At 34.8% G+C, this 15,658-nt stretch carries 13 protein-coding genes and 1 pseudogene; 6 read left to right on the top strand and 8 right to left on the bottom strand.

The window, feature by feature from the left end:
- Nucleotides 1-68: 68 nt before the first annotated feature.
- The 6 genes from ahpF to LDL57_RS08030 form a co-directional block, all read right to left on the bottom strand.
- A complete protein-coding gene (gene ahpF, locus LDL57_RS08005) occupies nt 69-1,631 on the bottom strand; it encodes an alkyl hydroperoxide reductase subunit F (protein ID WP_180559874.1) in 1,563 nt (520 codons plus the stop codon).
- A 69-nt stretch (nt 1,632-1,700) separates the two neighbouring features.
- Nucleotides 1,701-2,288, bottom strand: a complete 588-nt coding sequence (ahpC, locus tag LDL57_RS08010) for an alkyl hydroperoxide reductase subunit C (RefSeq protein WP_180559873.1) — start codon at nt 2,286-2,288, stop codon at nt 1,701-1,703.
- 217 nt (nt 2,289-2,505) lie between these two features.
- The gene (locus tag LDL57_RS08015) at nt 2,506-3,150 is read right to left on the bottom strand and encodes a hypothetical protein (RefSeq protein WP_180559872.1); all 645 of its coding nucleotides are present in this window, start codon (nt 3,148-3,150) and stop codon (nt 2,506-2,508) included.
- Between the two features lie 42 nt (nt 3,151-3,192).
- Nucleotides 3,193-4,209, bottom strand: a complete 1,017-nt coding sequence (locus LDL57_RS08020) for an NAD(P)H-quinone oxidoreductase (protein ID WP_225505359.1) — start codon at nt 4,207-4,209, stop codon at nt 3,193-3,195.
- Between the two features lie 127 nt (nt 4,210-4,336).
- The gene (locus LDL57_RS08025; RefSeq protein ID WP_225505361.1) at nt 4,337-4,744 is read right to left on the bottom strand and encodes a hypothetical protein; all 408 of its coding nucleotides are present in this window, start codon (nt 4,742-4,744) and stop codon (nt 4,337-4,339) included.
- Entirely contained in the window at nt 4,735-4,959 is a 225-nt protein-coding gene (locus LDL57_RS08030) for a hypothetical protein (RefSeq protein WP_180559870.1), read from the bottom strand. The genes LDL57_RS08025 and LDL57_RS08030 overlap by 10 nt, the downstream gene beginning before the upstream one ends.
- Nucleotides 4,960-5,431: 472 nt before the next feature.
- Between LDL57_RS08030 and fnr the strand changes: the two genes are divergently transcribed.
- On the top strand, nt 5,432-6,178 hold the full coding sequence (fnr, locus tag LDL57_RS08035; protein WP_225507497.1) for a fumarate/nitrate reduction transcriptional regulator Fnr: 747 nt from the start codon (nt 5,432-5,434) through the stop codon (nt 6,176-6,178).
- A gap of 138 nt (nt 6,179-6,316) precedes the next feature.
- On the top strand, nt 6,317-7,270 hold the full coding sequence (gene uspE, locus LDL57_RS08040; RefSeq protein ID WP_180559868.1) for a universal stress protein UspE: 954 nt from the start codon (nt 6,317-6,319) through the stop codon (nt 7,268-7,270).
- A gap of 22 nt (nt 7,271-7,292) precedes the next feature.
- On the opposite strand, the pseudogene pntB reads toward uspE, so the two are convergent.
- Both pntB and pntA read right to left on the bottom strand, forming a co-directional pair.
- Nucleotides 7,293-8,680, bottom strand: a pseudogene (gene pntB, locus LDL57_RS08045) (Re/Si-specific NAD(P)(+) transhydrogenase subunit beta).
- A 12-nt stretch (nt 8,681-8,692) separates the two neighbouring features.
- A complete protein-coding gene (pntA, locus tag LDL57_RS08050) occupies nt 8,693-10,225 on the bottom strand; it encodes a Re/Si-specific NAD(P)(+) transhydrogenase subunit alpha (protein ID WP_180559867.1) in 1,533 nt (510 codons plus the stop codon).
- Between the two features lie 379 nt (nt 10,226-10,604).
- Between pntA and ydgH the strand changes: the two genes are divergently transcribed.
- The 4 genes from ydgH (at nt 10,605) to LDL57_RS08070 (ending at nt 15,651) form a co-directional block, all read left to right on the top strand.
- Entirely contained in the window at nt 10,605-11,555 is a 951-nt protein-coding gene (gene ydgH / locus LDL57_RS08055; protein ID WP_180559866.1) for a DUF1471 family protein YdgH, read from the top strand.
- Nucleotides 11,556-11,908: 353 nt separating this feature from the next.
- A complete protein-coding gene (locus LDL57_RS08060) occupies nt 11,909-13,249 on the top strand; it encodes a basic amino acid/polyamine antiporter (RefSeq protein WP_233458154.1) in 1,341 nt (446 codons plus the stop codon).
- Nucleotides 13,250-14,178: 929 nt separating this feature from the next.
- Nucleotides 14,179-14,700 carry a fimbrial protein gene (locus LDL57_RS08065; RefSeq protein WP_180559864.1) on the top strand — a complete coding sequence of 174 codons (522 nt, stop codon included), beginning with the start codon at nt 14,179-14,181 and terminating at the stop codon, nt 14,698-14,700.
- Nucleotides 14,701-15,138: 438 nt separating this feature from the next.
- A complete protein-coding gene (locus tag LDL57_RS08070) occupies nt 15,139-15,651 on the top strand; it encodes a fimbrial protein (RefSeq protein ID WP_180559863.1) in 513 nt (170 codons plus the stop codon).
- Nucleotides 15,652-15,658: the final 7 nt, after the last annotated feature.

The raw sequence follows: 15,658 nt of genomic DNA on the forward strand, positions 1-15,658 counted from the left end.
CCCCTTGGCCGTGGGGTTGTTGATGCTTAAAAATAGCCGCTATAGGGCGATTGATAGCAAGAAATTTTTTATTGCATGCTGTTCATCAGATACTGACTGGCACTCAGTGATGCTTTCGCCCCTTCTCCCGCCGCAATAATGATCTGTTTATAAGGAACAGTTGTACAATCGCCGGCAGCAAAGATACCTTTTATATTGGTTTCACCTCTGTCATCAATCTGAATTTCACCCATTGTATTAAGCGTTATTACGCTATCTAACCAATCAGTATTAGGCAATAAACCAATTTGGACAAAAGTTCCAGCAACCGCTAAATCGTGTATTGAACCATCCAGCCGATTTTTATACTGTAAGCCAGTCATTTTTACACCATCCCCTTTCACTGCTAGGGTTTCAGCCTGCAAAATGATATCTACATTGTTTAAACTTGCTAGTTTCTGCTGCAAGACTGCGTCTGCTCTCATTTCTGCGGCAAATTCTAATAAAGTTACATGTTCAACAACACCGGCAAGATCAATTGCCGCTTCAACGCCGGAATTACCACCACCAATCACAGCAACTCGTTTGCCCTTAAATAATGGCCCATCACAATGGGGGCAATAAGTTACTCCTTTGGTACGATATTCTTTTTCGCCTGGCACATTCATATCACGCCACTTAGCCCCGGTCGCAATAATAATACTGCGAGAAATTAAAGTAGCACCCGATACTGTTTCAATCTTATGCAACTGACCCGCGCTGTCGGCAGGAATGAGTTTTGCCACCATTTGTGAATCGATAATATCAATATCATAATCATTGACATGGCTACGTAGTGCAGCGGCTAATTTAGGTCCTTCGGTTTTCGATACAGAAATATAATTTTCAATATCAATAGTATCTAAAACTTGCCCACCAAAGCGCTCGCCAATAATACCAGTACGAATGCCTTTGCGAGCTGCATAAATAGCGGCTGAAGCACCGGCCGGGCCGCTACCCACAATCAAGACATCATAAGGTGGCTGCTGATTCAGTTTTTGAACGGCATTTTTTTCAGCATTAACATCAATTTTAGTGACAATGTCACTTAAAGTCATGCGCCCTTGCCCAAACTCTTGGCCATTTAGAAAAACGGCTGGCACCGCCATAATATTTCGTTGCTGAACTTCAGACTGAAAAATAGCACCATCAATGGCAGTATGCGTAATATTAGGATTTAAAACCGCCATTAAATTTAAAGCTTGAATCACATCCGGGCAATTATGACATGACAATGAATAATAGGTTTCGAAGTGAAACTGCCCTGCTAATTGACGGATCTGATCTAATAATTCTACCGCTTCTTTTGCTGGATGACCGCCAACTTGCAACAATGCTAAAACGAGGGAGGTAAATTCATGGCCTAGCGGCAAACCGGCAAACCTTAATCCGCTATCTTTACCCGGATTAGTAATTAAAAACGAAGGTTTACGTACCGCTAATTTATTGTCTTTAATAAAAGTTATTTTATCAGACAGTGTGCTAATATCCTGTAATAATGCGTTTATCTCGGCAGACTTTTCACTTTCATCTAATGTTGCAATCAACTCAACTGGCTGGATTAATTTTTCTAAATAGATTTTAAGTTGAGATTTCATATTACTATCAAGCATTGCTCTATCCCCGAAAAAAACGGGTGCTAATGCACCCGAATACAGTAAAATTACTCACAAAATTTTTAATTAGATTTTTCCTACCAAATCAAGTGAAGGCGACAATGTTGCTTCTCCTTCTTTCCATTTGGCTGGACAGACTTCCCCTGGATGGCTTGCGACATATTGCGCAGCTTTGATTTTACGTAATAGATCAGATGCATCACGTCCAATACCTTCAGCAGTAATTTCTACAGCTTGAATAATACCTTTCGGATCAACAATAAACGTACCACGATCCGCTAAACCTAATTCTTTCTGTTCATCATTTTCTTGATACTTACGCATCACTTCAAAATTACGCGTTAATGTCCAACTTGGATCACCAATCATGGTATATTTAATTTTACCAATCGTATCTGAGTGACTATGCCACTCTTTATGAGTAAAATGGGTATCCGTTGAAACAGAATAAATTTCGACGCCTAATTTCTGAAATTCTTCATAGTGATCAGCTAAGTCACCTAATTCAGTTGGGCAAACAAAGGTAAAATCAGCAGGATAAAAGAAAAAAATGCTCCATTTACCTTTGATATCCTTATCAGATATCTCGATAAATTTTCCATCTTTAAACGCGGTATTTTGAAAAGGTTTAATTTCTGTATTAACCAAAGACATTTTACTGCTCCCTTCTATTTGATATGTACATAATGTATAAACATAAAGAAATTACGTCTAATTCCTTTATACTATTAATTCAATAGGTATTACCTATCGTGAGTAAATATAAAATATAAAAAACCGATAAATGAGTCGATTTTGATTTGAAAAATAGTGTGCCTGATTAATTTTATGACTATCAATTAGAAAATAATCAGTATCACCGGCCAAATTACTAATTACTGGCAAGATCTTTAGGCGTTTTTTGTGCAGTTACAACAATATTGTAAGTACATAAAAATGACTGTTTTGGCACTCGATAAAAATTTTGAGGCTGGCTAACCGGTTGAATAACAATATCACCTGCCCGTAATAATTGTTTTTTTCCCCAGCTATTGATAAAGGTAAACGCTGATTCAGTTTCAGGTACAATAAAATAATTCATCATTTTACCTGTAGGAATAAAACGTAAATAGTTGGGTTTGCCTAATACTGTAACTGGATCATGATAATATTGGTGAAATTTTGCTTCTTCAACTAAATATTGCTCATTACCTGTAGCAGGACAAATATTTTCTACCACCCAATCCCCCTCCTGTGCAGGAGGTGATATTAACTCAGTGCCAACGCCTTTAATGATGGTCTTAATAATTTCACCCGGCGTTGCTAGCCGCGCATAGACTGACTTACTTTTTTGCGCAATGCCTGTCAACCCTTCTTGTTGTGCTTGCTTGAAATAAGCCACAATATCTTTTGTTGGATACTGTTCTAACGAAGCTTGTCCATCATGGGCTAAAACTTGTAAAGGTAATAATATAACAAGTAACTTTAGGTAATTAGATCGTTTATTCATGTAATTTAATAATAAATATTTAACCATAGAATAGCTCTCAGTGAGATGAAAAAGATACTAAAAACAATATCAAAAGTGCTCGTTAACTAATACTAGTTTACCAATTAAATCACCTGACTCCATAAAACGATGCGCTTTTTCTGCTTGTTTTAATGGGTATGTTTTAGCAATAATGGGTTTAATTTTACCTGAAATAATCAGCGGCCAAACCTTATTTTCTAACTCAGTCGCAATGGCTATTTTTTCCGCTAATGTCCTTGCTCGCATTGTTGAACCAGTATGAATTAATTGTTTAACCATTAATGGCATTAAATTTACCTGCTGAGGTACCCCACGCATCATGCCAACCTGAATAATGCGGCCATATTTAGCGGCTATTTGATAATTTTTATTCACATAATCGCCACCAATCAGATCAACCACCATATTGACCCCTTTATTTTGGGTATAGTGAGCTATTTTTTCAGCAAAATCTTCTGTCAAATAGTTAATAACTATATCAGCGCCTAAAGAAGATGCCACCTTCATTTTTTCCACTGAACCTACGGTAGTAAATACTTTAGCCCCAAAAATTTTTGCTAACATAATAGCGACACAACCGATACCAGAAGTACCACCATGGATGAGAATCGTTTCATTTTTTTTAAGTTGACCAATTTGGAAAACATTAGCCCAAACAGTAAAAAAGTTTTCTGGCAATGCCGCCGCTTCAATATAACTCAGATCACCAATAGGTAAAGCGATAGCTTCATGCACCAGACAATATTCAGCATATCCTCCACCGGCAACTAAAGCACAAACTTTATCGCCTTTTTTCCAACGCTGACAACCTTCCCCGACACTAACAACCTGACCGGCAATTTCTAATCCTGGTATTGGAGAGGCATCTGTTGGGGGTGGATAAACCCCCATTCGCTGAAAAACATCAGGCCGATTGACACCCGCAGCTGCAACCTTAACCAGTAAGTGTGATTTTTGGGGTTTTATCAATGGTAATTGGGTGGGTTTGAGTTTTTCCGGACCGCCCGGCTCCACAATTTCGATAGCAAGCATCGTTTTTGGTAAAACGTCTATATGGTGAGGCATTCAATAATCACTCCGTTGCTGAGTAAAACAACTGATTATTGTACTTGAGAACCGTAAATTTTCCTCTAATTATTTAACCAATATTTAATATTATATTTTGACTAAATATAAAAAATAAATAAGTTGATCAGAAGTGCCACTGGGCAATGAAATTAAATTTAGTTAATTTATAATTAATACCATCTATTTCGTTAAGAAATCTCGTTCCAAAACTAACTTTATGATTTATTTTATAATTTATATTAAATTCAATTTCCATAGCATCAAAATTTCTCATTCTATTTAATTCTCTACTATTAGAAAACTGACTTAAATTATTAAAATAAAATTTCTTGTTGCTATCAGTTGTGATAAAATTGATCTTTAATTTATCATTTATATTATTTTTTTGTTGTTTTAAACAGGACTTAGTGACAGCGTCACTTATCGAATTACATATATTACTTACTGTAATATTGGATGGTAGCTTATATCTATTTTTAATATCAATAAGATAATTTATATAACACTTCATTGACATAGAATTTATTGGCATTTTTTGTTAGCCAATAAAGTCGGTTTAAGCCTTGTTCTTTGACTAAAAAAGTCATTTTCATTACTAAGTGATGGATAAAAATTACTAGCCCAGCGTTGCTGCACTATGGATGGACATGATATTACTTGTGGATAAGAAAAAAATAGCGCTACAGCATAACCGTTGTTAATCTGCAATATGATAATAATGGCAATGCCTAGCTGCCAACCTTTCACAATTTACCACCTTCTTAGCTATTTTCCATAAAAAAATAATAAGACAGCAATAAAACTATTTCTATAAGTTATTAGTTGGTAAAATTTCAAAAATCGTCGTTTTTAGTCATATATCGTTTAATAAAACAATCGCTATGAATATGTTTTATAATAAAAAAACTTTATTAACTAATATTATTAGGAAATAAATTTCACTAAAAACAAATAAATAATGTATAAAGTTAAAAATAATCACATTTTCAAAACTAATTAAAAATTAATATATTATTAGGCAAAATTTGATTTTATTTTTACTTTTCTATAAGTTATATCAATTAGCTTAAGTAAAATAAATGACTGTCAAGTGAACTGCTTATATTGATAATATTAGTTAAATAAAAATACAACTAATTATTAATTCTTTTACTCAAGCATAGAATATGTGTTAAAATTGACAAAAATCAATATTTCTTATCATAATGAGTCAAGTAATATGATCCCAGAAAAACGCGTTGTTCGCCGAATCCAGTCTGGTGGCTGCGCTATACATTGCCAGGACTGCAGTATTAGCCAGCTTTGTATTCCATTCACATTGAATGAACATGAACTGGATCAACTCGATGCTATTATTGAACGTAAAAAACCAATCCAAAAAGGGCAAACCTTATTTAAAGCGGGTGATGAATTAAAATCACTTTATGCCATACGATCAGGAACAATAAAAAGTTATACTATTAACGAGGAAGGTGATGAACAAATTACCGGTTTTCATTTAGCCGGTGATCTAGTTGGTTTTGATGCTATTATCCATAATCAACATCCAAGTTTTGCTCAAGCTTTTGAAACTTCGATGGTTTGTGAAATTCCTTTTGAAACACTCGACGATCTTTCAGGTAAAATGCCTAATTTGCGACAACAAATAATGAGATTGATGAGTGGTGAAATTAAGGATGATCAAGAAATGATATTACTGCTTTCGAAAAAAAATGCAGAAGAAAGATTAGCTGCTTTTATTTATAATCTGTCGCGCCGTTTTGCTCAACGTGGTTTCTCAGCAAAAGAATTTCGCCTAACAATGACTCGAGGTGATATTGGTAACTATCTCGGTTTAACCGTTGAAACAATTAGTCGTTTATTGGGTCGCTTCCAAAAAAATTATACTCTCAGTGTCAAAGGTAAATATATCACAATTAATGATATGTATAAGCTGACCGAAATTGCGGGTAAAACCTCAGTCTAAACAATGTCATAAATGTAAGCCAGATCACATTAACTTATTATTTTTTTGTGATTTGGCTATAATACTATCTATTATCCCAACCCATATTGGTTTATCTTTAGTGATATAAATGTTGTCCAGCCTCTAAGAGGAACCATTATGGTTAATTACCGGAATCTGTTAGTTGCTATCGACCCAAATCAGGATGACCAGCCTGCACTCAGACGTGCTTTATATATAGTAAAACGCAATGGTGGGCGCATTAAGGCTTTCTTACCCATCTATGATCTCTCTTATGACATGACAACCTTATTATCTCCTGAAGAACGCAATGCAATGCGCAAAGGTGTGATTAGTCAGCGAAAAGTATGGATAAAACAACAAGCACACTACTATTTAGAGTCTGGCATTGATATTGAAATCAAAGTGATATGGCATAACAGACCTTATGAAGCGATTATTCAAGAAGTTATTGCCGATAAACATGATTTATTATTAAAAATGACCCATCAAAATGTTCGTTTTGATGCCATGATATTTACTCCCCTTGATTGGCATTTACTACGTAAATGTCCCTGTGCAGTTTGGATGGTAAAAGACAAAGTATGGCCTAACGATGGTGCTATTGTTGTTGCTGTTAATTTATCTAATGAAGAATCCTATCATGATAAACTTAATATTAAACTAATTCAGGAAACGAAAAATATCAGTAATAGGATTGTTAAAAATCCACATATACATCTCGTAAGTGCCTACCCTATTGCCCCAATAAATATTGCTATTGAATTACCGGATTTTGATCCCAATATCTACAATCAGGTCTTGCGGGGTCAGCATCTTATTGCGATGAAAAAATTAAGACAAAAATTTACCATTGACGAAAAATATACTCATGTTGTTGAAGGGCCGGTTGAGAACATAATCCCTGAAATCTGTGACGAATTACATGCTGGCATTGTTGTATTGGGTATTTTAGGCAGAACAGGTATTTCAGCGGCGTTTTTAGGCAATACCGCTGAACAAATCATTGATAAGTTAAGATGTGATTTATTAGCCATTAAACCGGATGGTTTTATCTGTCCAATAAATCCAGCAAATGGCCCTATTAAATAGAGCCATACGATTATTAAAAATCTTATAAAGCGCGCAAAATAGCTTCTACACTTACTTTTGCATCACCGAATAACATTTGAGTATTTTCTTTAAAAAATAACGGATTTTGAACGCCGGCGTAACCCGTGTTCATTGAGCGTTTAAATACAATAACATTTTGCGCTTTCCAAACCTCCAGCACAGGCATACCCGCTATTGGGCTATGAGGATCATCTTGCGCTGCTGGATTAACGGTATCATTTGCGCCAATTACTAATACCGTATCGGTACTAGCAAAATCATCATTTATTTCATCGAGCTCTAAGACGATATCGTAAGGAACTTTTGCTTCAGCTAATAATACATTCATATGTCCAGGTAGACGTCCCGCAACAGGATGGATCGCAAAACGAACATTAATCCCTTTTTCACGTAATTTTATCGTAATATCGTGGATGGGATATTGCGCCTGCGCCACCGCCATTCCATAGCCAGGAGTAATAATTACCGAATGGGAATTTTTTAATAATTCAGCCACTTCCTCTGCTGTGGTTTCACGATAATTTCCTTGGCTATGCTCATCGTCCACTAATATTCCATCAGTGCAAAACCGCCGGCAATAACACTAATAAACGAGCGATTCATGGCTTTACACATAATGTAAGATAAAATTGCACCAGAAGAACCTACTAGCGCTCCAGTAACAATTAACAAATCGTTACTCAACATAAAACCTGCAGCAGCAGCGGCCCAACCTGAATAAGAGTTCAACATTGATACCACAACCGGCATATCTGCACCACCAATTGAGGAAACTAAATGCCAGCCAAATGCTAAGGCAATGATAGTCATCATTAACAAAACAAATACTTGTAAGCCAGTAGCCGTCGTTTTTACGAAAATAACTAACAAAATAAATGAAATTAATAACGCCAACAAATTAAGTTTATGGCGATTAGGAAGCATTAAGGGTTTAGATGCTATTTTGCCGCATAATTTACCATAAGCAACAATTGAACCAGTAAATGTTACTGCCCCAATAAAAATACCCAGGAAAATTTCAGTCAGATGAATATTCTCCATTATCTTATCTGAAAATACATCGTGTGCAATAAAGCTATTGAAACCTACTAAAACAGCAGCCAGACCGACGAAACTATGCAAAATAGCAACCAGTTCTGGCATCTCGGTCATGGCGACTTTATTTGCTAAACGCACCCCAATAAGTCCACCAAGAACCATTGCAATAATAATCCAGCCAATATTATGCGCATCGGGACCTAAGATAGTGGCAATTAAAGCAATTGCCATCCCGGTAATACCCAATACATTACCGCGTTTAGAACTTTCGTGACGAGATAAACCGGCTAAGCTGAAAATAAATAAGATGGCCGCTACAATATATGCCGCTGTTACCATTCCACTTGACATAATATAAACTCCTTATCCTTTACGGAACATTTTCAGCATACGTTGCGTGACTGTAAATCCACCAAAAATATTGATACTGGCAATAAGTACCGCAATAAATGAGAAGAAAGTAACCCAACCGCCATTACCAATTTGCAGCAATGCACCTACCACTATAATACCTGAAATCGCATTGGTTACCGACATAAGTGGTGTATGTAGTGAATGGCTGACATTCCATACTACGTAGTAGCCAACAATACATGCCAGCGCAAATACGGTAAAATGAGAAAGAAAATCTTTAGGCGCTACACTTGCAAAACCACTAAAAAGTATAATCGCCAACATTAGAGAAATATATTTTAACCAGGGTGAGACTTTTTTCGCTGCCAGTTTTTCTTCATATTTTATCAGTTGATTTTTTGTTTGCGGTTGTTGGGATACTTGAATCGGCGGGGACGGCCAGGTAATTTCTCCTTCTTTAATAACAGTAATGGCCCGCACAACAATATCATCAAAATCAATGACTAGTTGACCATTTTTTTCTTTACAAAGCAGCTTGATTAAATTAACGATATTAGTCGCATAAAGTTGTGAAGATTGGGTTGGTAAACGACTAGGTAAATCGGTATAACCAATAATTCTAACCTCATGCTCAGTAACAATCAGTTTATCTGGCTGGGTTAACTCGCAATTTCCGCCCGACTGTGCTGCTAAATCAACGATGACACTACCCGGCTTCATCGAGTCAACCATCTCTTTGGTGATCAATTTTGGCGCAGGTTTTCCAGGTACTAATGCGGTGGTGATAATAATATCCACCTCTTTTGCTTGCTTAGCGAATAAAGCCATTTCAGCTTGAATAAAAGCCTCGGACATCTCTTTAGCATAACCATCACTACGTGCCGAGTCCTGTTTGAAATCTAATTCAAGATACTCAGCTCCCATGCTTTGTACTTGTTCTTTTACTTCTGGTCTGGTATCAAATGCACGCACAATAGCCCCTAGACTACCTGCTGCTCCTATCGCTGCTAAACCGGCAACACCTGCGCCAATAACCAGTATTTTAGCTGGCGGCACTTTGCCAGCTGCAGTAATTTGCCCCGTAAAAAAACGCCCAAATTGATAGGCTGCTTCCACCACTGCCCGATAACCGGCAACATTAGCCATAGAACTTAGTGCATCAAGTGATTGCGCTCTGGAAATACGTGGCACTGAATCCATTGCTAAAACGGTGATTTTACGCTCTGCTAATTTTTGCATTAAATCTGGCTGTTGTGCCGGCCAAATAAAGCTAACTAATATTGCACCCTCTTTAATAAGCGCAATTTCGGTTTCTAGCGGTGCATTAACTTTAAAAATAATATCTGCATCCCATACAGATTGTTGCTCGACAATTTCAGCGCCAGCTTCCTCAAAAGCAGCATCTTGGAAACTAGCAAGATGACCCGCTTCTCGTTCAACGACGACATAAAAACCTAATTTAATGAGCTTCTTTACTGTTGATGGTGTTGCTGCAATACGTGCTTCATTAGTAATTCTTTCTTTCGGTACACCAATACGCATAATGATCCCTTCTAGTTCAAAGTTGCTTGATGTTTCTTCCCTGCTAACATAACTAATTATATTCTATAGATCTGTTATATTGAGTGAAAAAACATTGTTGAAACCTACTGAAAATAGTAATCATGAGCCATAATTTATCGGATTTCCACGACATTAAATTAAATTTTTTGGCAAAAAATGATATTAGTCAAATAGCTCACGACTTGATATTAATTTATAGAAATAATTGGCAAAAACAGTGAGTATTCAACTAAATTAATAGTTTCACAAGAAAACAATGGGACAATTGCTGTTATTACATGTAATAATTATTATCTGTATGATACGACTATTAATTCAGCATTTTGATAATAAATTGTGTAATGCGGAAGGATTTTGTATGAAGCTGAAAATAACGGCCATCACAACTGCGGTACTTTCACTAAGCAGTATAATAACTGTGCAAGCCGCTGTAGAATTAACACCGGAACAAGCTCAAGAATTAAAGCCTTACCAAAGGATCGCTGTCACAGGCCGCTTTAATGCCATTTATGAAGCATCCGATGCAGTTTCTCGTCGAGCAGATAAAGAAGGCGCCTATTCCTACTATATTCAAAGCCTAGATGATGTAGGCGATAGTGGTAATTTACGGGTAGTTGCTGATTTATATCGTAAAGATGCGGCAAAAGTAACCCAACCCCCTTATCGAATCTTTGCTGGTATCAAAGAATTGCCTAAAACAGAAGCAGTAAGATTATTGCCATTTGATACGGTAACAGTCAGCGGTTTGTATAGCTCTGAAGCTGCACTAAATGAGGCTCTGGCTAAAAAGGCCAAGAAAAAAGGGGCGGCTTATTTTTATGTTGTCCGTAATGTTGCTTTAAATGATGGTGGTAACACCCTTGCTACTGCTTATATTTATGCCACAGATGCCCCACAACGGATAGTACAAAATGATAATGCCGTAGTACCCGCCGATACAGAGACGGGTAAAGCTTTATTAGCTAAAGGAGGCGAAGAAGCTAAAAAAGTTATAATACCTGGAGTAGCCTCATCTTCGGCACCAAAGGAAAGCGTAGGCCGCTTTTTTGAAACCTCAATGTCAGGTTCGGGGAAAACCAACGTAACACTACCTAGCGGATATCAAATTGAAGAAGTAAATAAAGCAGCAGCTGCACAAATGGTACCTTTCGATTCAATTACTTTCTCCGGTTTCTATACTTCCACGCCAGAAATCAGATATCAAATTGCTAAACGTGCAGAGAAAAAAGGTGCAAAATATTTTCATATTACGCGTGAATGGCAAGCTAATGGTGGTAGCGTTACAATTAGTGCAGATCTCTATAAGTAAAAAAATATTACAATGTTATCATATGGTTAAATTAATAAGTATTTTAACGGACTAAATTGTCCGTTTTTCTTTTGAGTGATAGATAAAATAAAAAATAACGATTCTTTAATAAAAGCAAAACGAATATTTTTTCTTTTTTATGCATATTTAACGATTGCATATCATGTTCCATAACCGTAAAATTCAGCTAAATTTTCTCTTTCTATCTAATTCAAGTCAATTTGGTTTTTTACTATCTGAACAAATTGTTATTAATGGCATAAACCTAATTATGGCAAATAGATTTTAGGATATTTTCTTTGAACAATAAAAAATTAAATCTGACGGCTTTAACCGCTTTAGTCTTGAGTTCAATGGTTGGCGCTGGTGTTTTTAGTCTGCCGCAAAATATGGCTGAAGTCGCTAGCCCCTTAGCACTTATAATAGGTTGGAGTATTACCGGTATTGGCATTTTATTTCTTGCCATATCTTTGCTGTTACTTTCACGCATTAGACCTGATCTAGATGGAGGAATTTACACTTACGCTAAAGAAGGCTTTGGCGAACTAGTTGGTTTCTGTTCAGCCTGGGGTTATTGGCTATGTGCTGCTATCGCTAATGTTTCCTATTTGGTTATCGTATTTGCTGCCTTGAGTTTTTTTACTGATAGCTCAGATAATATCATTTTTGGTGATGGAAATACTTGGCAATCTTTGATTGGTGAATCTATCTTACTATGGATCATTCATTGGTTGGTATTAAGGGGTACCCAAACTGCGGCCGGTATCAATAAATTAGCCACGTTCGCTAAATTGATTCCACTTAGCCTATTTATCATTCTAGCTATTTTTGCATTTAAAATAGATATCTTTCAATTTGATTTTAGTGGCGTTGAAATGGGCATACCAATTTGGCAACAAGTCAAAAATACTATGCTAATCACGCTATGGGTATTTATTGGTATTGAAGGAGCTGTAGTTGTTTCAGCTCGAGCTCAAAGACGTAAAGATGTTGGTTTGGCAACGTTACTTGCGGTAATATCGGCCTTAAGTATTTATATATTAGTTACCTTACTCTCCCTAGGCATCGTACCGAGGGCTGAACTTTCTGAAATGAAAAATCCCTCGATGGCATCACTTATGATCAATATGATGGGAAATTATGGTGAAATTATCATTGCAGCCGGTTTAATTCTTTCTGTTTGCGGCGCTTATTTAAGCTGGACTATTATGGCGACAGAAATTCCTTATATTGCATCGCTCCATGGTTCATTTCCTAAAATATTTAAATATCAAAATAAAAATAACGCCCCCTCTTCATCTCTTTGGCTTACAAACGGCGCAGTACAATTATCGTTAATATTAATTTGGTTGAGTGGTAGCAACTATAATATGTTATTAACGATAGCGTCAGAAATGATTTTAGTGCCTTATTTTCTAGTAGGCGCTTTCCTAATCAAAATCTCTTTTGTTCGCACTAACAAGGCATTACTTATTATTGGTACAGTAACCAGTTTATATGGTTTATGGCTACTTTATGCTTCAGGAACCATCAACCTACTTTTATCTGTTATTCTTTATATGCCTGGTTTATTTATCTTTCTATATGCTCAAAAGCAAAATAATAATAAATCACTTAGCCGCTTAGAAAAAAGTGCAATAGTAATGATTATTTTCTCTTCTATTCCTGCATTTTGGTATTTACTTCATATTTAATCAAAAAGATTAAATCATAATCAACATAATCAATTAGTTGCAATTATGTTGATTATTTCTATTTTAATAATAAATTTTCAACTTAAAGCATTTGTCTCGCTGGTTAACGGCATGGTTTTATTTTTTCACCAATAAAAGCATGTTGTAACTAAAACGCAGTTTACCTTATAATTTGGTATGCTTAAGCTTATTATTAGTTGCTAATAAAATCAGCAATTTATTATAAATATCACAAACAGAATAATTTTTGGTAATAGTAAAATAAATGGGGTTCATTTGGGAAACGGAAGAACTGTTTTCATACAGAGTCAGATCAGAATCGTTATTTTTTATTTTATCTTTTGGACGCCATACGCTAGACATAAGAAAAACGGTTCAGCCTACTTGCAACTTTATATTCAGAAATTCGCGTGTATTTTCTGGCTATCATAGTACCCAAAGTAGCTTTCCGACTAAGGCTTGAACCTGATTTATGGTATGAATATGCATTCAGTGAACAAACTTGCTGGGAACATATCAATCTGATTAAAATTTATATCTGACGTAATAACTTAACTGGGCTAAGTAAAATACTGCCCATTACGCGCGGTCGACATCGTTCTGTACAAAAAATAGTCTTCGTGTGAGATATTTTCCGATTTCCAACTGAACCTCAGATTAATAACTATCTTTCATATTTTATAAAATAACTATTATTCAATAACTGCAGAAAAATGATTTTATAGTTAGGAAATGAGTTTTTTTAATTTTATGCATTTAATATTATTTTAAATACTCTATCATTTCTTTATTTCATTTATATTAAAGAAAAAACAATTATTATATTTTGTTAGAATACCTCTTGCCTAAAATAAAAATAGCAGTATTCTTAAAATTTAAATAGTAATGATATTCGTTGTTCAATTTAAAAAAAATAAAAGGTAAAACTCATGCATAGCTTATTAATGGCAAGCTTATTGTCCATATTTTCTTTATTTCAATTTTCTGTTCATGCCTGGGATGGAAATATTAAATTTACGGGTGAAATTATTCAGTCGTCTTGTACATTTAAAGCACTTAATAAAGATCAAACAGTATCATTAGGCACTGTAGCAACTAATAGTTTTAAAAAAGCACATGACACAGCCTCACCAACCGTTTTTAATATTGAGGTCAACAACTGCCCAAATAATAGTAAAGAGGTTTTTATCATATTCGACGGTGTTAAAGATAAAATAAATAATGAGTTGTTAGCTATCAAAGAAGGTAATGGCTATGCGACAGGCGTTGCAATTGGTATTTACAATAGTGATAGTGAACATCATATCCCATTAAATAACAAAACCAATGTTTATTCAATTACTGATAAGCTAGCTAGCCTAAAATTTATTGCAAAATATGTTGCGACAGAACATATTGTTTTACCTGGAAAAGTCGAAGCTAACGCTCATTTTACATTAGTCTATAATTAAATAGGTGAAATAAAAAAGTTTCGACTTTTCTACGCTATTTATTTTTAATAAAAGAAAATTATTACATAGAAATAAGATTATTTTATCATTTAAATATTTTCATTATTTTATAAAGTATAATATAAATAAATTCATTTAATTCAATAAACAAATAATATTTATAATAAAATTAATATATAAAAAATTATTTATAATAAAAATTTAATTCTTTCTTGATTGTTATTTTATTTGCGCTTAATTATATTTTTTTTATAAAAAATAATTTCAATCATTAAATAAAATTTATTATCTATTAAAAATACCTATTGTTTTTTTTAAAAAAACATTAATATTCTCCTGGCTGAAATTATGTGTTAATTTTTTGTAAAATTAATTAGTTTTATAATATAAATCATTTAATTAAATTATGTTTTTATTAAATTAAGGATTAGTAATAATATGCTTAAGTTATTAATGGCATTATCATTGTCAGTAACCTCTTTATCTCAATTTTCTGCTTATAGCAGTGATGGCTCTATCATTTTTAATGGACAACTTATTGGTTCCACCTGTCAAGTCACCGCAAATACTAAAAATCAAACCGTTACCTTAGACACATTATCAATAAATAATTTTCAAAAGAAAAATGATACATCGATTGGCAAACCTTTCAATATTGCCTTATCCAATTGCCAACCAACAGATAATATCAGTGTTGTTTTTCATGACGCTAAAAATGGTCTCACAGATGAGGGATTGATAGTTAATCAAACTGGTGATGATTATGCACAAGGTATCGCCATTGGTATTTATGATAATGATAATAACCTTATCAAAATGAATGAAAAGATAGCTACAGATAATAACAATGATACCCGCAATATCGCACTTATCGCAAAATACGTCGCTATAGCAGATAAAGTTCAAGCGGGACAAGTCGTTTCAACGGTCAACTTTACCATAACTTATTAGCTAACTA

This window comes from Arsenophonus apicola (genome assembly GCF_020268605.1).
GTDB lineage: Bacteria > Pseudomonadota > Gammaproteobacteria > Enterobacterales > Enterobacteriaceae > Arsenophonus > Arsenophonus apicola.